The sequence below is a fragment of the Shewanella sp. SW32 genome (assembly GCF_025653365.1).
GTDB lineage: Bacteria > Pseudomonadota > Gammaproteobacteria > Enterobacterales > Shewanellaceae > Shewanella > Shewanella oncorhynchi.
In genome coordinates this window covers 1-24,445 of record NZ_JAKKSJ010000022.1, presented here as the reverse complement: position 1 = coordinate 24,445, position 24,445 = coordinate 1, and the positions used below count along the sequence as shown (strand labels likewise).

23 protein-coding genes and 1 pseudogene are annotated in these 24,445 nt (G+C 46.4%); 16 read left to right on the top strand and 8 right to left on the bottom strand.

Features of this window, described 5'->3' with window-relative positions; genetic code table 11:
* Window positions 1-30: 30 nt before the first annotated feature.
* Window positions 31-1,626, bottom strand: coding sequence for a GMC family oxidoreductase (locus L5M28_RS14115; protein ID WP_263203668.1), 1,596 nt, complete (start codon window positions 1,624-1,626; stop codon window positions 31-33).
* Window positions 1,627-1,695: 69 nt separating this feature from the next.
* Window positions 1,696-2,202: a TAT leader-containing periplasmic protein gene (locus tag L5M28_RS14110; RefSeq protein ID WP_105251529.1), complete on the bottom strand. Its 507-nt coding sequence runs from the start codon at window positions 2,200-2,202 to the stop codon at window positions 1,696-1,698.
* Between the two features lie 188 nt (window positions 2,203-2,390).
* On the opposite strand from L5M28_RS14110, the gene L5M28_RS14105 reads away from it, so the two are divergent.
* The 3 genes from L5M28_RS14105 to L5M28_RS14095 all read left to right on the top strand — a co-directional run bounded on the left by L5M28_RS14105 (window position 2,391) and on the right by L5M28_RS14095 (window position 4,641).
* Window positions 2,391-3,434: a hydrolase gene (locus tag L5M28_RS14105; protein WP_263203666.1), complete on the top strand. Its 1,044-nt coding sequence runs from the start codon at window positions 2,391-2,393 to the stop codon at window positions 3,432-3,434.
* Window positions 3,418-3,663, top strand: coding sequence for a YheU family protein (locus L5M28_RS14100; RefSeq protein WP_173246707.1), 246 nt, complete (start codon window positions 3,418-3,420; stop codon window positions 3,661-3,663). The genes L5M28_RS14105 and L5M28_RS14100 overlap by 17 nt, the downstream gene beginning before the upstream one ends.
* Before the next feature lie 90 nt (window positions 3,664-3,753).
* On the top strand, window positions 3,754-4,641 hold the full coding sequence (locus L5M28_RS14095; RefSeq protein WP_011847692.1) for a phosphoribulokinase: 888 nt from the start codon (window positions 3,754-3,756) through the stop codon (window positions 4,639-4,641).
* 643 nt (window positions 4,642-5,284) lie between these two features.
* Here the strand turns inward: L5M28_RS14095 and L5M28_RS14090 are convergent.
* Window positions 5,285-5,794 carry a GNAT family N-acetyltransferase gene (locus L5M28_RS14090; protein WP_263203664.1) on the bottom strand — a complete coding sequence of 170 codons (510 nt, stop codon included), beginning with the start codon at window positions 5,792-5,794 and terminating at the stop codon, window positions 5,285-5,287.
* A gap of 177 nt (window positions 5,795-5,971) precedes the next feature.
* On the bottom strand, window positions 5,972-7,264 hold the full coding sequence (gene pepB / locus L5M28_RS14085; RefSeq protein ID WP_263203662.1) for an aminopeptidase PepB: 1,293 nt from the start codon (window positions 7,262-7,264) through the stop codon (window positions 5,972-5,974).
* 200 nt (window positions 7,265-7,464) lie between these two features.
* Between pepB and sfsA the strand changes: the two genes are divergently transcribed.
* The 10 genes from sfsA to L5M28_RS14035 all read left to right on the top strand — a co-directional run bounded on the left by sfsA (window position 7,465) and on the right by L5M28_RS14035 (window position 17,044).
* On the top strand, window positions 7,465-8,169 hold the full coding sequence (gene sfsA, locus L5M28_RS14080; RefSeq protein WP_263203661.1) for a DNA/RNA nuclease SfsA: 705 nt from the start codon (window positions 7,465-7,467) through the stop codon (window positions 8,167-8,169).
* 163 nt (window positions 8,170-8,332) lie between these two features.
* The gene (gene dksA, locus L5M28_RS14075; protein ID WP_006082967.1) at window positions 8,333-8,776 is read left to right on the top strand and encodes an RNA polymerase-binding protein DksA; all 444 of its coding nucleotides are present in this window, start codon (window positions 8,333-8,335) and stop codon (window positions 8,774-8,776) included.
* 169 nt (window positions 8,777-8,945) lie between these two features.
* A complete protein-coding gene (gene gluQRS / locus L5M28_RS14070; RefSeq protein WP_263145351.1) occupies window positions 8,946-9,860 on the top strand; it encodes a tRNA glutamyl-Q(34) synthetase GluQRS in 915 nt (304 codons plus the stop codon).
* Between the two features lie 19 nt (window positions 9,861-9,879).
* Window positions 9,880-11,421 (top strand): polynucleotide adenylyltransferase PcnB, encoded by a 1,542-nt coding sequence (locus L5M28_RS14065; RefSeq protein WP_263203660.1) that lies wholly within the window; start codon window positions 9,880-9,882, stop codon window positions 11,419-11,421.
* Window positions 11,421-11,909 (top strand): 2-amino-4-hydroxy-6-hydroxymethyldihydropteridine diphosphokinase, encoded by a 489-nt coding sequence (gene folK / locus L5M28_RS14060; RefSeq protein WP_263203659.1) that lies wholly within the window; start codon window positions 11,421-11,423, stop codon window positions 11,907-11,909. Before L5M28_RS14065 ends, folK begins: the two co-directional genes overlap by 1 nt.
* Before the next feature lie 56 nt (window positions 11,910-11,965).
* Window positions 11,966-12,763 carry a 3-methyl-2-oxobutanoate hydroxymethyltransferase gene (gene panB / locus L5M28_RS14055; protein WP_028761774.1) on the top strand — a complete coding sequence of 266 codons (798 nt, stop codon included), beginning with the start codon at window positions 11,966-11,968 and terminating at the stop codon, window positions 12,761-12,763.
* A 24-nt stretch (window positions 12,764-12,787) separates the two neighbouring features.
* Window positions 12,788-13,633 carry a pantoate--beta-alanine ligase gene (gene panC, locus L5M28_RS14050; protein ID WP_263203658.1) on the top strand — a complete coding sequence of 282 codons (846 nt, stop codon included), beginning with the start codon at window positions 12,788-12,790 and terminating at the stop codon, window positions 13,631-13,633.
* Window positions 13,634-14,023: 390 nt separating this feature from the next.
* The gene (locus L5M28_RS14045; RefSeq protein WP_263203656.1) at window positions 14,024-14,551 is read left to right on the top strand and encodes a DUF4124 domain-containing protein; all 528 of its coding nucleotides are present in this window, start codon (window positions 14,024-14,026) and stop codon (window positions 14,549-14,551) included.
* Window positions 14,552-15,104: 553 nt separating this feature from the next.
* Window positions 15,105-15,524: a curlin gene (locus L5M28_RS14040; protein ID WP_263203655.1), complete on the top strand. Its 420-nt coding sequence runs from the start codon at window positions 15,105-15,107 to the stop codon at window positions 15,522-15,524.
* Between the two features lie 14 nt (window positions 15,525-15,538).
* A complete protein-coding gene (locus L5M28_RS14035; RefSeq protein WP_263203653.1) occupies window positions 15,539-17,044 on the top strand; it encodes a curlin in 1,506 nt (501 codons plus the stop codon).
* 174 nt (window positions 17,045-17,218) lie between these two features.
* On the opposite strand, the gene L5M28_RS14030 is transcribed toward L5M28_RS14035, so the two are convergent.
* Together L5M28_RS14030 and L5M28_RS14025 are read right to left on the bottom strand one after the other, a co-directional pair.
* The gene (locus L5M28_RS14030) at window positions 17,219-17,884 is read right to left on the bottom strand and encodes a helix-turn-helix transcriptional regulator (RefSeq protein ID WP_014611267.1); all 666 of its coding nucleotides are present in this window, start codon (window positions 17,882-17,884) and stop codon (window positions 17,219-17,221) included.
* 394 nt (window positions 17,885-18,278) lie between these two features.
* Window positions 18,279-18,887 (bottom strand): DUF2238 domain-containing protein, encoded by a 609-nt coding sequence (locus tag L5M28_RS14025; RefSeq protein ID WP_105251516.1) that lies wholly within the window; start codon window positions 18,885-18,887, stop codon window positions 18,279-18,281.
* A 154-nt stretch (window positions 18,888-19,041) separates the two neighbouring features.
* On the opposite strand from L5M28_RS14025, the gene serA reads away from it, so the two are divergent.
* Complete coding sequence (gene serA, locus L5M28_RS14020) at window positions 19,042-20,271, top strand: phosphoglycerate dehydrogenase (RefSeq protein WP_105251515.1); 1,230 nt, start codon at window positions 19,042-19,044, stop codon at window positions 20,269-20,271.
* A 154-nt stretch (window positions 20,272-20,425) separates the two neighbouring features.
* The gene (ygfZ, locus tag L5M28_RS14015; RefSeq protein WP_263203652.1) at window positions 20,426-21,388 is read left to right on the top strand and encodes a tRNA-modifying protein YgfZ; all 963 of its coding nucleotides are present in this window, start codon (window positions 20,426-20,428) and stop codon (window positions 21,386-21,388) included.
* An 88-nt stretch (window positions 21,389-21,476) separates the two neighbouring features.
* Here ygfZ and L5M28_RS14010 read toward each other — a convergent pair whose 3' ends face one another.
* Both L5M28_RS14010 and L5M28_RS14005 read right to left on the bottom strand, forming a co-directional pair.
* Window positions 21,477-22,493 (bottom strand): two-component system response regulator, encoded by a 1,017-nt coding sequence (locus L5M28_RS14010; RefSeq protein WP_028759378.1) that lies wholly within the window; start codon window positions 22,491-22,493, stop codon window positions 21,477-21,479.
* Between the two features lie 48 nt (window positions 22,494-22,541).
* Window positions 22,542-24,197: pseudogene (locus L5M28_RS14005) on the bottom strand (response regulator); the annotation flags it as partial.
* Between the two features lie 100 nt (window positions 24,198-24,297).
* Between L5M28_RS14005 and L5M28_RS14000 the strand changes: the two are divergent.
* The coding region (locus L5M28_RS14000) for a transposase family protein (protein WP_263198011.1) at window positions 24,298-24,445 on the top strand (148 nt) is incomplete at its 3' end.

Genomic DNA, 24,445 nt, shown 5'->3' with positions numbered 1-24,445 from the left:
CAAGCTAAGCTGCATTTTGATAAGATAACATCAGGCTTTACCGTCAGTGAGCTTCTGTGCGAGTGCGGTGGCATTACGTGCCGTGATGCCATAAATCGATAGCTGCGGGTTAGCGCCAAGGCTGGTCGGGAAGATAGAGCCATCCATTACAGATAAATTTTCTAAATAGTGCGACTGACCATAACTGTTGACCATAGAAAGCTTTTCATCTTCGCCGAAGGGACAACCGCCCATCACATGGGCCGATGCAACGATAGTGCGCAGCGGCGCGAGTGACATCTGCGCAATGCTCTCTTTGGCGTCTTTCCACGAGGACAAGTAAGGCATACCATCGCTGATCGGCAACACTTTTAAGGCGCCAGCCGAGAATTGTAACTCCGCCATACTGGCAAAAGCGCGTCTCGCGGCCCGCCAAAAGGCATCGGTCAGCGGATAATCTAAAGCAAAACCCTTATCCGTTAAGTGTACTTCACCGCCTTGACTGTCGGGATGATAGCCATCGCGGATCAAAGCGATAGTCACTTGTAACTGGTTGAACTGTGACATTAACTCAGCATGACTCGTACCATAACCTAAGGTTTTAGAGGCAATTAAAATCGGGTGCACTGGCGGCACTTCGAGTTTATAACCCAGCTCACCATCGGCGCCATTGTTCCACACAAATTCATCGGAATAGATAGATTGCGGCGCACCGCTATGGCCATTGATCGAATCGGCAAATACGCCGCCGGATAACAAAGTAGGATGTAAAAAGGTGCGTTTACCCAAAAGTTGGTGGGGATCGGGCACTTGCGAACGCATCAAAATCGTCGGTGTATGGATAGCACCTGCACTCAAAATATAATGTTTAGCCTTAAATAACAGCTCAACGTCAGTGGGTCGTAAATTCACATCCAACGCCTGCGCCTTTAACGCAAACACTTGACCATTATGGTGCTCAATCTTAGTCACTTTAGCGCGACTGATCAGCTTCGCGCCTTTCTCAAGTGCCGCGGGAATCGTGGTGACTAGCATAGATTGCTTCGCATTGACCGGACAACCCATGCCGCAATAGCCGGTATTCCAGCAACCCGCCACATTGCGTTTAATCACAGTGTATTCCCAGCCAAGATTGATACAACCTTGCTTCAGGGCGGCATTATTGCGATTAGGCTCATAATTCCATTCATGAATGTTGAGCCGTTGTTCCATTTGCTCAAACCAAGGGTCTAAGCTCTCGCGATTAAGCCCAGCAACCGATTTATGTTGCGCCCAAAAAGCTAACGCCTCGGTCGGCGTGCGAATAGAAGTGGTCCAGTTAACTGTGGTTGAGCCACCGACTGCGCGGCCTTGAAAAATGCCAATCGCCTTATCGGCGGTTTTCATCGCCGCGGCTTGTTGATACAAGTTGGGATAAGCGACCCGCTCTTCCATATTAAAATCGCTGGAGGATTTTAGCGGCCCCGCCTCAATCATGATCACGCTTAGCCCTGCTTGGGTGAGGATTTCGGCCGCCACACCGCCGCCAGCACCCGTGCCGACAATAATCACATCGGCTTCAAACTGCTGGTTTTCTTGCAATTGGCTCGCATCAGTGTGCAACCAACCAGAGTTTAAACCATTCACTATAGGATCTATGATTGCCAACTTGAGTGCTCCACTGTCGCGGGTAAGATGCTTATTATTCGGCGTTTGATTAGGTTAAAAATGGACTCGCTATTTGAACAGTTCAGGCTTGGCATAATGCAGGCGGCTCCAGTGCTCAGGACAAGCGTAGTAACTTGCCATCACTAATTCCCGCAATCCAAGATAAGCCGTTTGTAACAAAGCAAAATAACTGTGGCGCCAGGTTTCTAACATATCAGTTAACTCGGCGGGAGAGCGCATCAATAGCGGCGTCATGCTCGAGGTGAGTACCAGTAAACCAAGACGATTTTCGAGCATATCGAGCAGTTCAAATAACTCGGTTTGCTGCTCATCGGGTAACACAGCAATCGACTGTTTGATGGCATCTAAAGTGCGGTTTTGCGCCGCCAACTTATGGATGGCCACATCAGGCAAGGCGCCGTCGAGCATCACAGGCAAAAGCACGCTAAACAACAAACGATAATCTTTGCCTTCGCTATCCTCGGGCAAACTAAACTCAGGAGAATAGAGATTAACCCCTAAGGCTAACGCCGCCGTACCGGCAAACGCGCCCATTATAAAGGTTCGTCGCTTCATCTCTATCTCCTAATTATCAACCTAAATGTCGGCCTAAATATCAGCATAAAAAACAATTGTGCTACAATGGCCGCGAGTTTATACCCAAGCGACCTCAAAATACGAATTTCAGCATTTTGAGTTGGTTTGGGTATAAATTAAACACACGTTTTAATTTTCAGCAATAGCCGATATCAAGATAAACATCTATGCCAAATTCCTTTATGCCACCTTGGTGGGCCAAGAGTCCCCATATACAAACGATTTTACCCGTATTCACTAAAGTGGCCAAACCAGCATTACAGCGGCAGCGCTTAGAGTTACCCGATGGCGATTTTATCGATTTAGATTGGCAGGATGTTCCACAATCTGGCAAACCGATCGTGGTGATCATCCACGGCTTAGAAGGAAGTGCGCAGTCCCATTATGCGCGGCGGATACTGCAAGCCTGTAAAGAACAGCAACTCGCAGCCGTCGTGCACCATCACAGAAGTTGTTCGGGTGAGGCCAATCGCCTCGCCCGCAGTTATCACAGTGGTGACACGGACGATTTACAGTTTAGTCTATCGACACTGAAAAGCGCGTATCCACAATCGCCCTTATTAGCCGTAGGTTACAGTTTAGGCGGCAATGTACTGACTAAGTATCAAGGCGAATATCAGGATGATAGTTTATTAGCCCGCGCTGTGGTTGTCTCGGCGCCGCTGCAATTGTCAGCTTGCGCTAAACGCTTGGAAAATGGCTTTTCAAAGGTGTATCAAAGCTATTTAATCAAACAGTTGCAACAGAAGATAAGCCATAAACTGAATGATCCCGACTTAGCCATCTCTATGCCGTTGAGCCAGTCACAGGTCGACCGTTTAAATACCTTCTATGATTTTGACGATAAAGTCACAGCGCCATTACACGGCTTTGACGGCGTCGACGATTACTATACGCGTGCCAGTGGCTTACCCTTTGTCAGCCGCATAACTAAACCGACGCTCATCATACATGCTAAGGACGATCCCTTTATGACCGATGAAGTGATCCCCCAATCAAGTCAATTGTCGGGCTATGTGGAATACGAACTGCATCCCTATGGCGGCCATGTCGGCTTTATTGAAGGCGGTACACCTTGGAAACCGCGCTTCTACCTTGAGCGACGGATTTTACATTTTTTACTCGGCGATCAAAGTGTTGACCCACTTAGCGTAGACCCAATCAACGGCGACAATATCACTCAAGGAAACACCGATGCTCATTCCCTATGAAACCCTGTTACAACTCCCCAAGGAAACGCTCGCCAATGTGATCCGCGAATATCTCTTCGGTCAAGTGGAGGATGGCAGCTTTGCCAGTCTCGATGAACAGGAGCTTGCTCAGGCTATAGTCCAATGTCAACAAGCACTTAAACAAGGTAAGCTAAAATTAGAGTACAGTGAAGACGATGAATCCTTCGCCATACGTTCAGCGGAACAAATAGCACAGCAGCAAGATTGACCAGTCCTATCTCTGTACCGTATAAATAGTACTCGCGTTTTTATCGCTTCCCCATAAGCGGCTCTTTTGGTTCCTAGCTAGGTAGAAAAAATGTCAGCAAAACATCCCATTATTGCAGTTACAGGCTCATCAGGCGCGGGAACCACCACGACGACCACCGCCTTTAGCCATATTTTTCGCCAACTCGGGATCAACGCCGCCTTTGTCGAAGGCGACAGTTTTCATCATTTTACCCGCGCCGAAATGGAAGTCATGATCCGCAAATCCCAAGCTGAAAACCGCAATCTTAGCTATTTTGGCCCAGAGGCTAATAACTTTGCTCGTTTAGAACAATGCTTTCGCGATTACAGCACCACAGGCCAAGGTGAAACCCGCAGCTATTTACACACCTTCGATGAGGCAGTGCCTTTTAACCAGATGCCTGGCACTTTTACCCAATGGCGACCACTACCTGAAAATACCGATATGCTCTACTACGAAGGCTTACATGGCGGCGTAGTTACTGGTGATGCCAATGTCGCCCAGCATGTGGACTTGCTGATCGGCATGGTGCCCATAGTCAACTTAGAGTGGATCCAAAAAATTATCCGCGATACTTCAGAGCGTGGCCACAGCCGTGAAAAAGTCATGGGCTCGATTGTGCGCAGTATGGACGACTATATTAAGCACATGACGCCACAGTTCTCCCGCACTCACATTAACTTTCAGCGAGTACCGACGGTCGATACCTCTAACCCATTTAGTGCCAAAGATATTCCGAGCTTAGATGAGAGCTTTGTGGTGATCCGCTTCCGCGGTATCAATAATGTCGACTTCCCCTATTACCTCAATATGATCCAAGGTTCATTTATGTCACGGGTCAACACACTCGTCGTCCCCGGCGGCAAAATGTCGCTGGCGATGGAGCTGATCCTCACGCCTTTGATTAAAGATTTGATGGAAAAACGTCAACAACTTAATACCCCAGAGGCGAACTGAAACCTTGAGGATTTACGGGTAAGTTTGACTAAAGGCTAAGGAAATAAAGTCTTTTTTTGCAATGGATTAAGTTTTATTTAAGCCACTAGCGCTAATCTTGTCGGCATCGGGATTTCAGGCGAAAGAACGATAGTTGGCATACTCTTGGGAGTTAATTCCCCCATCTTGATCTGTTGATTTCCTTGAGTATGTCAGCAACCTTTTTAACGAAACTATATAAGTTAATTCCGCATCCATGCTTGATCTCTTGATTCCCTTGAGTATGTCAGCAACCTTTTATGAAGAATGAATTCCACATCTATGCTTGATCTGTTGATTCCCTCGAATATGTCAGCAACCTTAGCTTAAACTCTAAATCTCAGAGTTAATTCCACATTCATACTTGCTCTGTCGATTTCCTTGAGTATGTCAACAACCTCTCAGAAAATAGGTTCTAGGCTTTAGATTCTAGGAAAACAGAACGTTCGTAAACTCACAGAACGCTGCGCTCACCGTAAGAGCAAAGTCCGTTGCATAAATCGTAAGTCAAAAAGTGACGTTCTGTAGCAGTTTGCTGCGTGCCGTTATCCGTAGCCGCAACGCGGCGTTCTAGCAGCTGCAAAGCAACGCCCTAGATTCTAGCAGCAGCGTTTTTTGCTGCGCCCTAGCAGGCCAAAGACCGCCCTAGATTTTTATACATCACCATACACTCTAAGGCTATGCCTCTGGGCGAACAGTAGATAGATTCCTCCTCTAACCCCTCACCACCAAAACCACAGTGGCGATAGAAATCCACCGCATTTAAAGTTGACTCCAATCTGAGTTGGGCTATCCCCTGATTAAAAGCCATAGTTTCAATAAATTGTAGCAGCACTTTACCGACACCTAGCCCCATAGCATTGGGGGAAACAAACAAGGCTTCTAACTGGGCATAGGGTTCATCCAACATGGCAGTGCCGACCACAGTCTTAAGCTGCGACTCGTCATAGGACAACTCTGCCACATAAAAATGTGCATCGACGATACGGCTAAATTGCTCGGTCAGTTCGCCCTCGGTCCAAATCACCAGATCGCCCGCATCATAAAATCCAGCGCAGCCCTTATTGATAGCCGCATTGCGGATATCCCAGCAGGCCTGAGCATCCGCTTTCGTCGCTTTTCGTATAGTTATCATCATGTTTCCCGATTAAAAATGCTCAGCCATAACATGCCATGAAGCCGCTAAAACGCCAAGTAAACGAGTGTTCTAATCTTTCAACCAATAAAAAACCGCCCGTAGGCGGTTTTAATCAAAGCTACAGAACCTTAATGGATCTTAGCTAACATATCTGATTTAGTCTTAGCGCTAGACTTAGCCTTTAATCAATTCACTAATAGTCAATACGCCATGGGTCGTTGCACCCGCGCCCCACATGGCAGAAGCTGAATCTTCAAAAGCGCCCGCTAAATCAACGTGTAACCATTTAGCTTCGGGTGACACGAAACGCCATAAGAAACCAGCGGCATTAGAAGCACCACCTGCACCGCCGCCTTTCATTGCGCGGCTGTTTGCGGTGTCAGCATAGGCAGATGGACACATTTCTTTGTGCCAAGGATCCAGCGGCAGCGGCCATACGCGCTCGGCAACACTCGTGGCTTTTTGCTGGGCCAGTTGCAACACATCCGTCTGTGGCGAGAAAATCGCGTTGTAGTTAGAACCCACCGCCATCACAGCGGCGCCTGTAAGGGTCGCTGCATCGATAATAAAAGGTGCGCCTGTAGCAGAAGCAGCTTGTAGGCCATCGGCCAACACTAAGCGCCCTTCCGCATCTGTGTTCACCACTTCAACTGTTACACCATTTTTGTAGGTCAGAATGTCACCTAACTTATAGGCGCGACCGCTGATCAAGTTTTCAGCACAACATAAGAAGAGTTTAACGCGTTTGTTGAGGCCAGACTTGATCGCTAAACCAAGTGCTGCAGTCACAGTCGCCGCGCCGCCCATATCGCATTTCATGCCTAACATGCCTTCAGAAGCTTTGATGCTGTAGCCGCCAGAATCAAAGGTAATCCCTTTACCCACAAGCGCCACAGACACAGGTGCATCAGCGGCTAATGGGTTGAAGTCTAACTCTAACATTGCCGGTGGACGCTCACTGCCGCGACCGACGGCATGGATACCAATCCACTGCTCTTCAAGCAGCGCTTCGCCTTCGATAATCCGATAACTCACCTTGTCGCCACCAACGTCAGCCAACCATTTTGCCGCTTGTTGGGCAAGCTTCACTGGCGACAGGTTTTCAGGCGTATCGTTGATCAGTTGACGGGCAAAGGTTGCCACATCGAGTCGACGTTGCAATTCTGCTTGCACAGACTCATCACCACACCAATGGATTTGATAGCCCGGTTTTGCCGTCGCGAAACCTTGAGCAAACACCCATTGGCTATTGAGATCCCAAAACTGCCCAGCTAATTCCACACTGCTAATGCCTTGACTGCGCAGTTTACGGGCCGCCATTTGAATTTGACGCAGCTCATCGCCACCCGCTAAATGAATTTGCGCACCATCGGCAGTATAAGTCACATCAGCCTTGCCCCAGTACGCGGCGGGTGCTTCTTTGGTTAATTGTACTTTCATCAATTCAGTTACTTTTAGTTCACTCATTAGGGATCCTTATTTTTCGATTCGTTTTAGAATAATCAATCAGAACAATCAATCAGCAATCAGAACAAACTTTATGGCGGCAGTTTACTGCTAGCAGGCGATGACGCAAAGCGATTGGCTGAAGTTACTCAGGTAAAATCTGTAAACATTTGCGAAATTTGCTAGGCTTTGGACCTAGAACAGCCGAGATAGGTCTACCGATGGAATTTACACCGCCACTACAACAGGGCATTTTATTGCGCCGCTATAAGCGTTTTCTGGCCGATGTGCAGCTAAGCGATGGCAGTGAGATCACACTACATTGCCCCAATACGGGTTCTATGCGTAATTGCCTGTATCCCGGTGAAACCGTGTGGTTTTCTACCTCTGATAACCCTAAACGTAAATATGCCCATACGTGGGAACTGATGACCACGCCAGATGCAGGCTTAATCGGTATCCACTCGGGTCAGGCGAACACCTTAGCCGAAGAAGCCATCAATAAAGGTATCATCAAGGAACTCACGGGTTATGACAGCCTAAGCCGTGAAATCAAATACGGTGATGAAAATAGTCGCATCGATATCCTGCTACAGGGTGCTCAAAAACCCGCCTGTTATATAGAAGTCAAAAGTTGTACTTTGCTCGAGGATGGCCAAGGTTATTTTCCTGATGCTGTGAGCCTACGCGGTCAAAAACATTTACGTGAATTGATGCACATGGTGAGTCAAGGCCACAGAGCCGTATTGCTATTTGTGGTGCAGCACAGTGAAATATTCAGTGTTGCCCCCGCAGCACATATCGACCCTGAATATGCTAAGTTACTGAAAATGGCTGTGTTAGCCGGCGTTGAAGTGCTAGCCTATCGCTGTGAAATGTCCCCGACTGAGATTCACCTAGCCCAAGCCTGCGATGTACGAGTATGATGTTAAGGCTGAGTTAAATTTGATTTCATTTGAATTAGCGAACATAGTCAAAAAATTCAATCAAAGCAGAATGAAAAGTTTGCCTCGATGTGAAGATTCTGCTATAGATAGCGGCCGTTCTTAAGGACGCCCTACAAACGCAAATGATTACAGGAGATGCGTTATGCCTGAAGGCACCAAAAAACTTGGCGTACTCGCTATCGCAGGTGTAAATCCTTACCAGGAAAAGCCGGGTGAGGAGTATATGAACGCTAAGCAACTGGGTCACTTCAAGACAATTCTTGAAGCTTGGCGCAATCAGTTGCGTGAAGAGGTCGACCGTACTCTTAGCCACATGCAGGACGAAGCCGCAAACTTTCCCGATCCTGTTGACCGTGCAGCACAAGAAGAAGAGTTCAGCCTCGAACTTCGTGCTCGCGATAGAGAACGTAAGCTGATCAAAAAAATCGAAAAAACACTGCAAAAAATTGAAGAAGACGATTTCGGCTTCTGTGATTCTTGCGGTATCGAAATCGGCATCCGCCGTCTCGAAGCGCGTCCAACAGCCGATCAATGCATCGACTGTAAAACGCTTGCAGAGATCAAAGAGAAACAAATGGCTGGTTAATCAAGCATACTGGGCGGGGATTTCCCCGCCTATTTGTTTCTAGCAACTCGTAATCTCGACGAGCTTAAGCCAAGCTCACTCCAATTTACCCCGATTCGCTTTTCTCTTAGCATCCCTCTAAAATACATCCACTTTTACCGTCGCGACTTTAAAACACCATCTAGTTGTTATGTCAAAGCCATTACATTCCGATTTATCCAGCCAGCCCTATGTCGGCCGCTTTGCGCCTTCGCCTTCGGGTGCCTTGCACTTTGGCTCGCTTATCGCCGCCCTTGGCAGCTATCTCCGCGCCCGCTCGCTACAGGGTAAATGGCTAATCCGCATCGAAGATATAGACCCACCACGAGAAGTCAAAGGTGCCGCCGATGATATCTTACGCACCTTAGAAGCCTATGGATTTGAGTGGGATGATGTGCCTCTGTATCAAAGCCAGCGCACAGCAGCTTATCAAGCGCAAATTGACTCGCTGCTCGCCCAAGATAAAGCCTATTTCTGCCAATGTAGTCGCAAGCAAATTCAAGCCATGGGCGGCGTCTACGATGGCCGCTGCCACCGATTGCCACAAACCCAGTCTGCAAATCTTGTTAGGTCGGGTGCGGTGCGAATCGTCAACATGGCGCAAGTGCAAGAATTTGATGACAATCTAATGGGCCATATTTGCGTTGATCGCCATTTTGCCGCAGAGGATTTCATCATCAAACGCAGTGATGGTCTGTACGCCTATCAACTGGCCGTGGTACTCGACGATGCTTATCAAGGGGTCACCGAAGTGGTTCGAGGCTGCGACTTAATCGAGGCCAGTTGTCGCCAACTGAGTTTGTATCAAAGCTTTGGTTTAGCCGCACCGCAATGGCTGCACTTGCCACTCGCCTGCATAAGTAAAGGCTTTAAGCTCTCAAAACAGAATCATGCACAGGCAATTGATACACTTAATCCACAGGCGAGCCTCAATGCGGCGCTGGCATTTTTAGGCCAACAACCCGTTGAGACCCATGGCTCTGTGGCGCAAATGCTCGCTCAAGCCGTGGATCAGTTTCAATTATCCACTATACCGCAACAATCTGAGATACTGATCGAGCCCTGATATACTCATTAGGCCGCATTTGGTATATGATAGCCGCCAGATTTTTAATCAAATAACAGATCATATTTCGAGGTGTCCCATTTTTCGCCGTATCAGCCAATTCTGCAAACAGCTATTTGAAGACGCGCCTAAAACGACCGCTCCGACTCCAGCTCAGATTGAACCAACAACACCTGAACAAAGTTCCGGTGCTTTGAGTTTAGAGTTAGTACCAAGAGATGCCCATACCATCTCGCGCAAACAAATCAGCGAGAATGCCCTTAAGGTATTATACAGACTGAATAAATCTGGCTTTAAAGCCTATTTAGTCGGCGGCGGTGTACGCGATTTACTCTTAGGGATTGAACCGAAAGATTTCGACATAGTGACCAATGCAACACCGGAAGAAATCAAAAAATTATTCCGTAATTGCCGTGTTGTCGGTCGCCGTTTCCGCTTAGCGCACATTGTTTTCGGTCGCGATGTGATTGAAGTCGCCACCTTCCGTGGTCACCATGGCGAAAGTAATGAGAAAGTCTCTAAAGCCAATGCCGAAGGGCGTTTGCTGCGCGATAACGTCTATGGCGAAATCGATGAAGATGCCGAGCGCCGCGACTTTACCGTCAATGCCCTCTATTACGATATCAGCGATTACTCGATTCGCAGCTATGGCGGCGGTATGGCCGATCTCAAAGCGGGCACCCTAAGATTAATTGGCGATCCAGAAACCCGTTACCGTGAAGATCCGGTGCGTATGTTAAGGGCAGTGCGTTTCGCCACTAAACTCAACATGGGTATCGAAACCGTCACAGCCGCGCCGATTAAACAATTAGCGCCGCTGCTAAAAGATATTCCGGCAGCACGTATGTACGAAGAAGTGTTAAAACTCTTCTTTGCAGGCAAAGCCTTAGCCAACTTCGAACTGATGCAAGAATACAAGCTATTCGCGCCGCTGTTTCCGCAAGTGGCCGCTCTGCTAAAAGATGATCCTAAAGGTACGACCATGAAAATGGTGCAAGCCATCATGAAGAGCACAGATCAAAGAGTTAACGAAGATAAGCCGGTCACACCTTCATTCTTCTATGCTGCGCTTCTCTGGTATCCACTGCGTCAACGCGCCGAAGATATTGCCGTTGAAAGTGGCCTGACGTTATACGATGCCTTCTTTGCCGCCATGGGCGATGTGATGGAGCAGCAATGCCAAACCATTAGTATTCCGCGCCGTTTTAGTACGCCGGCAAAAGACATTTGGCAGTTGCAGTTACGCTTCGATCGTAGCCAAGGCACCCGCGCCTTTAAACTAATGGAACACCCTAAGTTTAGAGCCGCATACGATTTACTCTTACTCAGGGGCGAAGTCGAAGCGGGTAATGTCGCTAAAAGTGCCGCTTGGTGGCAACAATTTGTCGAAGCCGATGAAACAGAACGTTTAGCCATAGCGCGTAGCGGCAGTAAATCGCCAAACCGCAACCGTAATGCCACCCAACGTCGTCGCCGTCCTCGTGCACCGAATGCCGATGGTTCAGCGCCGACGAGCGCACCTAAAGCGAGTGGTACACCTAAAGTTAAAATGGCTGAATAATGCCCCGCGTCTACGTCGCATTAGGCGCAAATCTTAAAGATCCCAAGGCGCAATTGGACAATGCCGTGATGGCATTGTCCGCCTTAGCCTTAGGCAATAGTCTCGTCGTTTCTCCCTATTACCATTCGACGCCCATGGGCGATGTCGTGCAACCCGATTATATTAACGCGGTGGCGAGTTTCGATACTGATCTCATGCCATTAGCCTTACTCGATGCACTGCAACATATTGAAAACACCCAAGGACGAGTCCGCCTAGAGCGCTGGGGGCCTAGAACCTTAGATCTCGATTTACTCTTGTATGGTAATGAGAACATTGACATTCCTAGACTAAAATTGCCCCACTATGGCATGAAAACGCGCAGCTTTGTGCTCGTGCCTTTAGCCGCCATTGCACCGGATCTGATTCTGCCGTGCAACACTGCCATCGACAGTCTTATCGATACAAAAATGCTGGCCGAGTTACAACAACTGGGCATTGATCATTGAAGTCCGTCCTCAGTTAGCTTATAACACCACTTCTATTTGGTTTGAAGATCATCCATATGTCTAAAATTACTAGCTCAACCCTGTTGAAATACAAACAGGAAGGTAGAAAATTCACGGCACTGACAGCCTATGATGCCAGTTTTGCCAGCGCGTTCGATAGCGAAGGTGTCGATGTGCTGCTGGTCGGCGATTCTTTGGGAATGGTTCTCCAAGGCCATGACGATACCCTGCCCGTCACTACAGCAGAAATCGCTTACCATACTCGCTGTGTTCGTCGCGGTATCGAACGTGCCCTGCTGATCGCCGACATGCCCTTTATGAGTTACGCCACGCCAGAACAAGCCATGGTCAACGCCACTGAGTTAATGCAAGCTGGCGCGAACATGGTCAAAGTCGAAGGCGGCCACTGGTTACTCGAAACCGTCACTAAGCTCACCGAACGCGGTATTCCTGTATGTGCCCACTTAGGCTTAACGCCTCAGTCGGTTCATGTTTTTGGTGGTTTTAAAGTGCAAGGCCGCGATGCCGAAAATGCCCAGCGCATCCTCGACGAAGCTAAGGCTTTAGAAGCCGCGGGGGCTCAACTACTCGTAGTGGAATGTATCCCTGCGCCTCTCGCTGCGGCTATCACTCAAGCCTTAACGATTCCTGTCATTGGAATTGGCGCAGGCGCATCGACCGACGGTCAAATCTTGGTGATGCATGATGTGTTAGGTATTTCAAGTGGTTACATTCCACGTTTCTCGAAAAACTACCTAAAACAAACCGGTGAAATTCGTTCTGCGGTACGTGCTTATATCGACGAAGTTGCCCAAGGAACTTTTCCTGGCGAAGAACACACTTTTAACAAATAACAGATTTATGCAAGGTAAGGCTCAATGATCACTAGCGCCCATATTGATGATATTCGCACTCAAGTGCGTGCATGGCGTGCCAAGGGCGAAACTGTCGCCTTTGTGCCGACCATGGGCAATCTCCATCGGGGACACATCACCTTAGTGAAAGAAGCGGCTAAACGTTGTGATCATGTGGTGGTATCGATTTTCGTCAATCCAATGCAATTTGGCCAGAACGAAGATCTCGATGCCTACCCACGCACACTCGCCGCCGACAGTGAAGCCCTCACCGCTGCTGGCGCTGAGTTGCTGTTTACCCCAACGCCAACCGTGATGTATCCCAAGGGCTTAGCGCAACAAACCTATGTTGAAGTGCCAGGTATTTCAGATCTGCTCTGCGGCGCTAGCCGTCCGGGGCATTTTCGTGGCGTTGCGACAATCGTCTGTAAACTATTCAACATAGTACAGCCCGATGTGGCACTCTTTGGCAATAAAGACTATCAACAGCTATTAGTCATTGAAACTATGGTTGAAGACTTGTCATTACCGATTGAGATTATCGGTGTTGATACCATACGTGAGGACTCAGGTTTAGCCATGAGTTCGCGCAATGGTTACCTCACCGCCGCAGAAAAAGCCGCAGCACCAGCGTTAAAACAGGCGATAGATGCTATGGCTGCAGGGATCAAACAAGGTCAGAGTGTTAATGCTGTCACCGAGCAAGCGAAAATCAGTTTAGTGGCGGCGGGCTTTACGCCGGATTATCTGGAAATTCGTCATGCCCACACGCTTGAGAAAGCGCAGAGCCAAGACCAAACCTTAGTCATTTTGGCCGCAGCCTATATAGGTAAAGCGCGACTTATCGACAACTTAAGGTTCGATCGCTAATCTCTTAAGCGTTATCAATAAATAAAAAGGAGCAGTCGCTCCTTTTTATTTACCCAATGATCGACCAGAAGCTATTTTCTTCTTTAGAATCAATCCAAGCGCCAAAAATTTGAAGCGTCAAAAAACTGGTTTTATCCCTAAATTTACGCCATAGTATGATGCAGATGTTAATTTAAGGTAAATGATTAGCGGCAGACATTGACGAGTGAATTTGACCTTATAATGATGCATGGCTAATCCTTGAATTTATTGGGCTTAACAGCCGGTTAAGCCTAATAAAAAACGGTTATAAAGGCATAATAATGTAAACGTCACAATCATTATTTATCATGCTTAATCAAACAATTAAATCATAATAGCTATGCAAGTGTACAAAGGATTTGTGGCCTCATGGCAAGACTGATACTCACCCTAATTTGTGTTATTTTGCCCACTGCAATACAGGCAAATACCATTTATAAATGCCGTAAAGATGACAAAATTGTCTTTAGCCAAACCGCTTGCCCGCAGGAATTTAGCCAACATAAAATCGAATACCAGTTAGGGATAACGACTGAAGTAGACTCTGATAAAAGGGATATTCCTGTCGATCCCTTACACACTCTACTGAATAGCCGAACCATTTCTAAAGAAAAATTATTGCAGTTACTCGACGGCGAGATATATCGTCTTAAGCAGGAAAATAGCTATTTTGAAATTCTGCGCGCCAGTGAATTACAGAAATTAGAACGTAAGCGTTATTGGCAAAATAAAGAGAAAACCGATCCTGAATACATTAACGAAATGGACGATATCAATACTCGCTTCAATGCGTTAACTGTGAGTAATAACAGTGCGATGCAGCAACTAGAAGACCGTAAAAGCCAAATCAGTTCCGAAGCATTCCATGAAGAGTTAAAAGAACCAGCAAAGCACTGATCTCGCATAAAACAGTAGTGTTAATCTTCTCTCTACCCCATTAAGGAATTTAATCATAATAATGGTTAATCTTCCGCTCACAGTAATGTCCCTTTGTTTAACCTAGAATTCATTACTGCAAGGACAAGAAGCCTGTTGTTGCACACAGGGTAAATGACATAGGTTGCTACAGTTAATTAAACTCCACAGCAGTTTCTCACTGGCACAAACGCGTGCTTTTTTATCAAGAAAATGCAAACGCGATAGTCGATGTATTTCCCTTCACTTGTTATTGCATTGTTTAAAAATCAAATACTCTCTTCACAACAAATACGACTTAACTACTAGGACAACTAGACTAGCCCCCTTAAATAAAAACACGTCAATAAACATATAAAATCTATTTAATCAATACGATATAAATACAGCCATCATTTACCTTCCGTTAATCCTTTCTAGAATAAATACCCGTTTGGCCAATTGCGACATATTAACGGGACTCGTATCTTCAGGTCTGAATTTGGGATGCAAGTTGCTTTAAGCAGCCCAAGATATTTGATGCAAGGAGTCACCCGTGCCAAATACCTCTATACGCTTTTTGGTGCCGCTGATCTTGCTCTGTAGTTGTATGACTTCAGCACAAGAGCTGAATGTCAACGAGTTACCCGTAACCCTTCAGGCATTACTGGAACGTTCCGGTCGCGATAACCTTATCGAGCTGGTTCAACAAGGCACTGCCAACCAAGGATTACTGTTCCAGTCAGGCAGCGATAACAAGGCCGATGTAACACAAGTGGGCAATGATAACGATGCGCTAATCACACAGATTGGTTCAAAAAATGAAGTCCAACTACTGCAAGTCGGCAGTCAAAATACGGCTTCAGTGACACAAATTGGCAATGACAATCTCGTGCAACTGAACCAACTAGGAAGCGGCAACTTTTCGATTCAACAGATTGCGGACGGTGCTGCAATCTCAATAACTCAATATTAAACAGGGAGCGTCACATGAAATCACAAGCTAAAAAATCACTTATTGCTTTGGCCATTGCAACAGGTTTAAGCGGTCAAGCTTTTGCTGCCAGTACAGTGAGCGAAATTAGCGTAGTACAGTCAGGCCAAGCCCAAGACACTTTAGTCTCACAAACGGGTGGCCTTAACGCTGCTGCGGTTGTGCAAACAGGTACAGATCAAACCGCAACTGTCATCCAAGACGGTGTGTGGCATGAAGCGGCTATTAATTCAACGGGTGATGATAACAAGGTCCAAATAACGCAACAAGTTGACTGGCATGTGGCAAGTGCAAGTGTTGTAGGTGACAACAACAATGTAAATGTGTCGCAAGACGGTTTCTTTAACCAAAGCAGTAGCGATGTTACTGGCAACGATAACACGGTATTCGTTAACCAATTAGGCGAAGTCAACGAAAGCCAAGTTGAAATCACTGGCGCTGAAAACAGCGTGTTTGTTGAGCAAGAAGGCGACGCAAACTTTGCAGTTTTTCGCGTTGAAGGCAGCAACAACGACGGTAAAATCACACAAATCGGTGACAACAACCAAGCGGGTTTAATTGCCCTTGATTTAACCGCTAACGTGGGTAACAACAACGACGTTTCTGTTAATCAAGCGGGTAACAACAACTTTGGCGCGGCTAAGGGTATTGCAGGCGACAACAACAAAGTAGACATGGTCCAAAAGGGTGATAACCATGTAGGCTTCGTTTACGCACTGGCGGGCAGCAAAAACGATATTTCAATGGATCAAAAAGGTACCGGCAACACGGCTTATCTTGCTATGACTACGGGTGATGACAACAGTGTCGATATTACCCAAAATGGCAGCGGCAACACTATCGGTGATACTTTAGTGGCCGATATCCAAGGTGATGATAACGATATTACTATCACTCAAAAAGGCGATGTCAACGGTGCAGAGTTCCAAGTATGGGGCGATAGCAACGACGTTGACTTGAAACAAAAAGGCGATGCGAACTTCGCAACCTTTGGTGCATACGGTACAGATAATGACTTCGATTTATCTTCTAAAGGCGATAACAACGAAATCATTGCCTTCGCTGATGGTGAAGATAACAGTATTGAAGTTAGCCAAGAAGGCGAAGAGAACTTTGCTTATGTAGATGCCGTGGGTAGCGATAACGAAGTTGATGTTGAGCAAGATGGCGCTGAGAACGAAACATTGATTTCTGTTGCTGGCAACAACAATGCCGATGTCAGCGCACTTCAAAGTGGCGATCTTAACGTTATTGACCTGATTATTGAAGGTGATGAAAACACCGCGCAAATTACTCAATCAGGTAACGGTAACTGGGTAGGCGGCGATAACGACACTTCATTTGCTTCAAATTCATTTGGCGTTAGCGGTGACAATAACAGCCTGTCAATCACTCAAACGGGTAATGACAACTTAGTGTTAGGTTCTCAAGCAGGCACTAACAACAGCATCAACGTGAACCAATCAGGCAATATGAACGTTGCCACTGTAGTGCAATACTAGTCAATACTGTTAAACCACCACAGCTAAACTCTTTGGTGGTGGTTTATAAAAAGGGTGTTAAACAAAAAGCGGGAATGTTTAAATAAACATTCCCGCTTTTCTATGTTGATATGCTAGTAATCATTAACATTAACCACTCAAAACGAAAAGCTAACGACCAATATCTTTAACTGACTAACTGCACAGCTCAAAGTGAGTTTGATAGGTTTGCGCCCAACGTAAAAGCTCAACCCGATTACGAGACTGGGTCTTGCGGAAAATAGAGGAAATATGCGCCTTCACTGTATGTTCGCTGATACATAACCTATGAGCGATTTCTTTATTTCTCGCACCACTCGATACAAATTGAATGATAGTGCGTTCACGGGATGTCAGCATCTGCAGCATAGCCACAGTATCAGAGGGCATTTCATTATTACCTTCTAACTTTTGTACGACACGGCGAAACATTTTGCTTAGCAAAGTTCTATCGTACCAAAGTTCCTCTGCCACCATTTTACGTAAACCCGTTAACATCAGATCCATACGTTGATCGGCAAATAAAATACCTCGAATGCCGAGTAACATTGCAGATTCTTGGTCTAAGGAGTCTCGCTCAACTTGATACAGCGCCACAGGAAAATGTGACACTAATCGCGAAGCTAACAGAGGTATCCCTTTGTTATCTAATGCAGAACCTTTTTGGGTGATCAGATAAAAACTACGGCGACTCTTGTCTAAATCCAGTTCTGCCGCATGCTTTACTATACGCGTTTTCAAACCTATGGATTCAGCGAGTAACGCTAAATGACATGGCGCGGCCATTTGGTGTAAAAAAACCAATTCATTAATTGTGCTCAATGACTCTCCTCCCTGAAAAGTATTCTCTATTGCAAAATGGTATGTTTGACTCGTCTTTTTAGTTAGATTTCTCAACATTCCATTAACCTAGTTAATTCTGACTAGTTAACGATTGAAAAACATCACCCAAATGTACTATTCCCTGTTTAATGCTAGTAGGTTCGACTAACTCACCACAATAAAATGGAATAACAGTCAAAAATACCGTTTTACTTGGCCAACGCCCAGCACCTAATACTTTCCAACTATGACGTTATCAATCCAAAGTTGCAACACAAAGAAAACACAATAACAACACTAAAGTATGACAACTCAATGTCATCACACTCACACCATACATTTCAGGGAAGAAAGTCTTACAACTCGAACAGAGAGCATCACCCACTTTTAGCCGCTAAATCCTCTGCTTGAGTCTCGCGATTTGTTTATCTTGAAAACGAGACAGTAAAGCTAACGCGACAATTGCACCAATGAGGGCAAGAAACATGTCAGATTGGGTATCCCATACATAGCCTTGAGTACCTAAAAAGGCTTCAGCCCCTTCGCCAGTTGCCACGGCAACCCACCATTCGATCAGTTCATAAAACGCCGAAAAAGCGAGCACAAAACAAGTGGCAAGAAACGCGCACCAAGCCCCAGGTTTGACAGCTTGATTACGCAACATAATTTCACGGGCGAGCATGGCTGGGATAAAACCTTGCGCAAAATGACCTACTTTATCGTAATTATTACGTTCTGAACCCATCCAATCGGCAATCGTGTCGAATAACGGCACTTCAGCGTAAGTATAATGAGCGCCTACAAACAACACACAGCAGTGTATTAAGACGAGAAAATACACTAAAGGTGTCAGTGGAAAACGTTTGCGAGTAAAGAATAAAATCGGTACAGCAATCAATGCAGGCAAGGCTTCGAGCCACCACGTGAAAGGATCTGCGGGTTTTATCGCCGACCACACCAAAACTGAGAGGTAAATACCGCACCATGCGATTTTGTTATTCAATGTTTCTTCCTCTTATGCGATATTGTTCTAAATTTAGAATATTAACTTTAGCCATCTAGCCCTCCACACTGAGCAAAAAAAGTGCTACTTTGGTGGGTGAAGGTTGTGAGCATATCATAAGAAACATTTCTATTAATTAGAGGGTACCCATATCATGGCGAAACATTCGCTGGACAAGGATAAGATCAAGATCCTGCTGTTGGAAGGCGTCCACCAATCTGCGGTCGATGTATTTGAACGTGCGGGATACACCAATATCGAATACCACAAAGCTTCCTTAAGCGATGAAGCCTTACTTGAGTCCATTAAAGATGCGCATTTTGTGGGACTTCGTTCGCGTACCCAATTAACTGCAGAGGTGCTGAAACGTGCCGAGAAGTTAATCGCGATAGGATGTTTCTGTATTGGAACCAACCAAGTTGACCTTGCCACCGCCGAATCCCTTGGTATCCCAGTATTTAACGCTCCCTTCTCAAACACTCGCAGTGTTGCAGAACTCGTAATTGGCGAAATCATTATGTTGATGCGGGGTATCCCTGAGCGCAACGCTATCGCTCACCGTGGCGGCTGGATGAAAACCGCAGCGGGCAGCTATGAAGTGCGTGGTAAAACCTTAGGTGTGATTGGTTACGGCCATATTGGTACTCAACTTGGCATTCTGGCGGAAACCTTAGGTATGCGTGTCGTGTTCTTCGATATCGAAGACAAACTGCCACTAGGTAACGCACAACAAGTCCATTCGTTAGAACTCCTATTAGCACAAGCTGATGTAGTTAGCTTACATGTCCCTGAAACTCCACAAACAAAAGACATGATAGGCGCTGCCGAGTTTGCGGCGATGAAAAAGGGCAGCATCTTTATCAACGCATCACGCGGTACTGTAGTCGATATTGAAGCTTTAACCGTTGCGTTAAAAGAACGTCACCTCGCTGGTGCCGCAATCGATGTGTTCCCCGTTGAACCACAATCGAATGACGATGAATTTATCAGTCCTCTACGCGGTTTAGACAATGTTCTACTCACGCCGCACGTCGGCGGTAGCACGGCCGAAGCCCAAGAGAACATTGGTATTGAAGTCGCGGGTAAGCTCGCTAAATACTCAGACAACGGCTCAACCGTTTCTGCGGTTAACTTCCCTGAAGTGTCATTACCAACACATAAAGGCACCTCGCGCTTGCTGCATATTCACCAAAACCGTCCGGGCGTGTTGATCAAGATCAACCAAGCCTTCTCGGAAAAAGGCATCAACATTGCCGCCCAATATTTGCAGACCACTGCAGAAATTGGTTATGTCGTGATGGAAGTCGACACAACTCAAGCGGAAGAAGCCTTAGTTGAACTCAAAGCCATTGAAGGTACATTACGTACCCGCGTGCTGTTTTAAACTTTAAACTCCACTCGCTTTAAGCCTATCGACTAAAGCACACATAATAAGGCGCACAGATCATTCACAGATATGTGCGCCTTATGCTTTTGAGCCAACTGGAATTCCGTTACAATCTAGCCTCTCACATCGTCTTCATTTTCAGGATCTCGCTATGACTATTTCAGTTTCTACGCCCCATTGGGATCTGGACGCTACCTTGCCTCCACTTATGCTTGCCAACTTATCTCATTTGGGCCTCATCAAAGTCGTTGGAGAACAAGGCCGCAGTTTTATCCATGGCCAAGTGACCACAGACATCAGCTCATTGGCCACGGATCAATGGCGCTGGGGCGCCCATTGCGATCCTAAAGGTAAAATGCTGGCCAGTTTCAGAACCTTTGCCATTCAAGATGCACTCTTTATGTTGATGCCAAAGGATGCCATCGAAGTCGATTTACCCCAGTTACAAAAATATGCCGTGTTTAGTAAAGCCACCTTAAGCAATGCATCCGCTGAGTGGACTCTGCTCGGCGTTGCTGGTGAACAGGCAAGCCAATTCGTGAACAAACATTTTGGTGACATTCAGCAAGAGCTCACACTCATTGAAAATGGTGCGATTTTAAAAGACGCTGAACGTTTTATTTTAGTATTAACACCAGATGCCGCAGCAGCTTTAGTTGCGCAATCGGAACTGAGTGTATTTGACGCCAGTGCATGGCAAGCGTTAGAGATTGCAGCAGGTTACTCCAACCTTGCCGCCAGCCATGCCAGCCAGTACGTACCGCAGATGTGTAATCTACAAGCGGTTAACGGTATCAGCTTCAATAAGGGCTGTTACATGGGACAAGAAACCATAGCGCGAATGAAATATCGCGGTGGTAATAAACGCGCCCTATATATTTTGCGCGGCCACACTAGTCTTCAAATCACCCTAGCATCAGGCCTTGAAATCGCGATGGAAGACAGTTTTCGCCGTGGCGGTCAAATCATTGAGTTTGTGCAGCGTGGCAATCAAGTCTTGTTAACCGCCGTACTTCCTAATGACACGGCTAATGATACTCAACTACGTTTTGCCGACGATGAACAATCACATTTAACGATCCAAGCCCTGCCCTACTCATTAGATGAAGCGTAATGCTTTGATTTAATATGATTAGTATAAAATATTGAAGCAGAATAAAGGCGCCAATGGCGCCTTTATCTTAGTCAATGCACTTCGAGCATCAATTTTCTAAATAAGTATCTCGAATGGCAATTGCTTCTGGCAGGATTTGCTTGAACTCCTCCACCAGCTTAGGATCGAAATGTTTTCCCGCTTGATTTTCAAATAACTCCATAGTTGCTTCAATCGTCCAAGCCTGCTTATAAGGCCGTTGCGAAGTCAGCGCATCGAACACATCCGCAATCGCGGTGATACGCCCTTCAAGGGGAATTTCTTCGCCTACCAAGCCATTGGGGTAACCTGAACCATCCCACTTCTCATGGTGAGTTAAGGCGATACGACGGGCCATTTGCAATAACGGATCGCTATGTTCACCAATAATTTCTGCACCTATGGCGGCGTGCTGCTGCATAATTTCCCATTCCTGCGCATCAAGTTTCCCTGGCTTTTTCAGCACTGCATCGGGCGTACCGATTTTACCAATATCGTGCATAGGCGCCGCATTAAAAATCAAGTCACAAAAGGTCGTCGGTAAGCCGAGCTTTATCGCTAATATGCGGGCGTAATGGCTCATACGCACAACATGTAGACCCGTCTCGTTGTCCTTGTATTCAGCAGCACGGCCAAGACGACGGATAATCTCGAAACGGGTTTCTTCTAATTCGTGAGTACGAACTTTAACTTGTTGTTCGAGTAGACGTTTTTGATCATAAAGCGCAAGATGTGTTTTAACCCGCGCTTTAACGACAGGCGCACTGACAGGCTTAGTAATGTAATCCACCGCACCCAATGCAAAACCTTGGGCTTCATCAGCAATTTCAGATAAGGCGGTCACGAAGATCACCGGAATATGGCTGGTCAGCGGCTCTTGCTTTAGCAGCTTGCAGACTTCATAGCCATTCATACCTGGCATCATGACATCGAGTAGAATCAAGTCAGGCCGCGATTTTGTCACTAACGCTAATGCCCTTGGCCCATCGATCGCCACTTTGACTTTGTAATCATCACCTAGAATACCGATCAAAATATCAATATTCTCAGGTGTGTCATCGACGACTAATATTGTTGCTTTTTCCATTAACAACTCCACTCAATGTCACGCATTATAAATTCGTACTACCGCTTTCTATCCTAACTGTGTAATTACATCGTCAATTAAGTCGATTGCCTCATCAAACTGATACTGATTAATCATAGACAAGGCAGGGCTTAACGCTTGCCACATTGCACTACTTACCTGCGGCTTTAACGCATCAATTTTTGCCACTGCGCTGGCATCGGCATCATCTAAGTTCTGCCGCAAGGCCTGTAATGCCGCCCTTAAATCTTCAGCAGATAATAAATCAACGGCTTGAGGTTCGGCTTGATTCACTATCACAGGCTTAGCCTGTTCAATCGCATCGCAGATAGAGGCCACTAGCGGTTGAATTTGAACTAACTCATCTTCATAGGGCGCTTTCTCTGTTAAATGCAACTCAAGCAAACGCGCTAATTCCACCAATTTTGCCGAACTTAAATTACCCGCTAAGCCTTTAAGGGTGTGGGCGATACGCACGGCATCTTCGACTTGATTCGCCGCAATCGCTTTGCGAACCTGCTCCACGACATTACGTTGACTGCTCACGAAACGATCAAAGATTCTTTGATAAAGACGCGTCGAATGCTGTACCAGTTGCAAACCTCTATCGATATCCAACTCAGGGTGTTCTGGCCACTTGAGCAATACCGTTTTATCAGCACCATTGCTGACTTCACCCTGTGCGCTGGACGAAGTTAACTGAGTTGAGGCTTCTGCCCTTATCGCTGCAGAAATTCCAGAAGAAGATCCGAGGTATTTCAATAGGGTTTGATAAAGCACATTCACTTCTATGGGCTTGGCAATATGGTCATTCATCCCAGCCCGAAGACACATATCTCTATCACCGGCCATCGCATTCGCAGTCATAGCAACGACAGGTAAATTTGCCAACTCAGGCCTTTTCCTTATCGCTTTAGTGGCTTGATAACCATCCATCACCGGCATTTGGCAGTCCATTAACACTAGATCGAAATGCTGTTGGGATAGCTTATCTAAGGCGATTTGGCCATTGGTCGCTATGGATAAAATAATCCCCACTTGCTCTAAAAACTCGCTGGCGACTTCAAGGTTCATCTCGTTATCTTCCACTAATAAGATACGTTTCCCTTGAAGTGGCAATAATAACTGCGGCGCCAGCTCTTCAGTGCGGCGTCTCACTGGTAATATGCCTTCACGGCCAATCGCATTCATTATGCCATCGAGCATGCGTGAGGCGCTGATGGGTTTACTGATGTACCCCGCCAGTGCTAATTGCTCAATTTGAGTGATAAATTCATGATTAGCATGGGCGGATACCATCAAGATCTTAGGCTGAGACTTAGCCTGTAGTTGGATCTGACGGGCGGTTTCTAACCCGTCCATATTGGGCATTTTCCAATCGATTAATGCCACTTCATAGGTCTGCAGTAAGCAGCGGCTTATTGCTTCTTCACCTGAACGAACCGTATCGACTCTAAAGCCCATACTTTCGAGCGTTGTACGCATTATGTCCCTAGCGGTCGCGTTATCATCTACCACCAGCACAGACATGCCCTCAAGCTCTTGCTCAAGCACTAATTTTTGGCCCTCGGAAATTTGTAACTTCACAGTGAAATAGAAGGTGCTGCCATGACCAAATTGACTTTCGACACCAATATTGCCCCCCATGAGTTCAACGAGTTGCTTGCAAATAGCCAAGCCTAAGCCTGTACCACCGTATTTACGGCAGGGCAAGATCACGAACATTTAACGCGCACTTTAACATAACTGATTGACCGCGATCTTCCGTTGTGATCAGATACTGGCTTTTACGCGGAGCCAGTTTATGAACATCGATATTTTTGCAGAGCACTTTTCAGAATTAGAAGACCCAAGGCAAGCATCTAAGGTCGTTTATCCCTTGTTTGACGTGGTGTTTTTAACGCTGTGTGCAGTTATCGCAGGCTGTGAGGGCTGGGAAGATATTGAAGATT

What these genes read in the sequence shown, in the direction of transcription:
- L5M28_RS14110 (WP_105251529.1), bottom strand. Translation starts at nt 2,202, where the DNA reads ATGAAGCGACGAACCTTTATAATGGGCGCGTTTGCCGGTACGGCGGCG.
- L5M28_RS14105 (WP_263203666.1), top strand. Translation starts at nt 2,391, where the DNA reads ATGCCAAATTCCTTTATGCCACCTTGGTGGGCCAAGAGTCCCCATATA.
- L5M28_RS14100 (WP_173246707.1), top strand. Translation starts at nt 3,418, where the DNA reads ATGCTCATTCCCTATGAAACCCTGTTACAACTCCCCAAGGAAACGCTC.
- L5M28_RS14095 (WP_011847692.1), top strand. Translation starts at nt 3,754, where the DNA reads ATGTCAGCAAAACATCCCATTATTGCAGTTACAGGCTCATCAGGCGCG.
- L5M28_RS14090 (WP_263203664.1), bottom strand. Translation starts at nt 5,794, where the DNA reads ATGATAACTATACGAAAAGCGACGAAAGCGGATGCTCAGGCCTGCTGG.
- pepB (WP_263203662.1), bottom strand. Translation starts at nt 7,264, where the DNA reads ATGAGTGAACTAAAAGTAACTGAATTGATGAAAGTACAATTAACCAAA.
- sfsA (WP_263203661.1), top strand. Translation starts at nt 7,465, where the DNA reads ATGGAATTTACACCGCCACTACAACAGGGCATTTTATTGCGCCGCTAT.
- dksA (WP_006082967.1), top strand. Translation starts at nt 8,333, where the DNA reads ATGCCTGAAGGCACCAAAAAACTTGGCGTACTCGCTATCGCAGGTGTA.
- gluQRS (WP_263145351.1), top strand. Translation starts at nt 8,946, where the DNA reads ATGTCAAAGCCATTACATTCCGATTTATCCAGCCAGCCCTATGTCGGC.
- folK (WP_263203659.1), top strand. Translation starts at nt 11,421, where the DNA reads ATGCCCCGCGTCTACGTCGCATTAGGCGCAAATCTTAAAGATCCCAAG.
- panB (WP_028761774.1), top strand. Translation starts at nt 11,966, where the DNA reads ATGTCTAAAATTACTAGCTCAACCCTGTTGAAATACAAACAGGAAGGT.
- panC (WP_263203658.1), top strand. Translation starts at nt 12,788, where the DNA reads ATGATCACTAGCGCCCATATTGATGATATTCGCACTCAAGTGCGTGCA.
- L5M28_RS14045 (WP_263203656.1), top strand. Translation starts at nt 14,024, where the DNA reads ATGGCAAGACTGATACTCACCCTAATTTGTGTTATTTTGCCCACTGCA.
- L5M28_RS14035 (WP_263203653.1), top strand. Translation starts at nt 15,539, where the DNA reads ATGAAATCACAAGCTAAAAAATCACTTATTGCTTTGGCCATTGCAACA.
- serA (WP_105251515.1), top strand. Translation starts at nt 19,042, where the DNA reads ATGGCGAAACATTCGCTGGACAAGGATAAGATCAAGATCCTGCTGTTG.
- ygfZ (WP_263203652.1), top strand. Translation starts at nt 20,426, where the DNA reads ATGACTATTTCAGTTTCTACGCCCCATTGGGATCTGGACGCTACCTTG.
- L5M28_RS14010 (WP_028759378.1), bottom strand. Translation starts at nt 22,493, where the DNA reads ATGGAAAAAGCAACAATATTAGTCGTCGATGACACACCTGAGAATATT.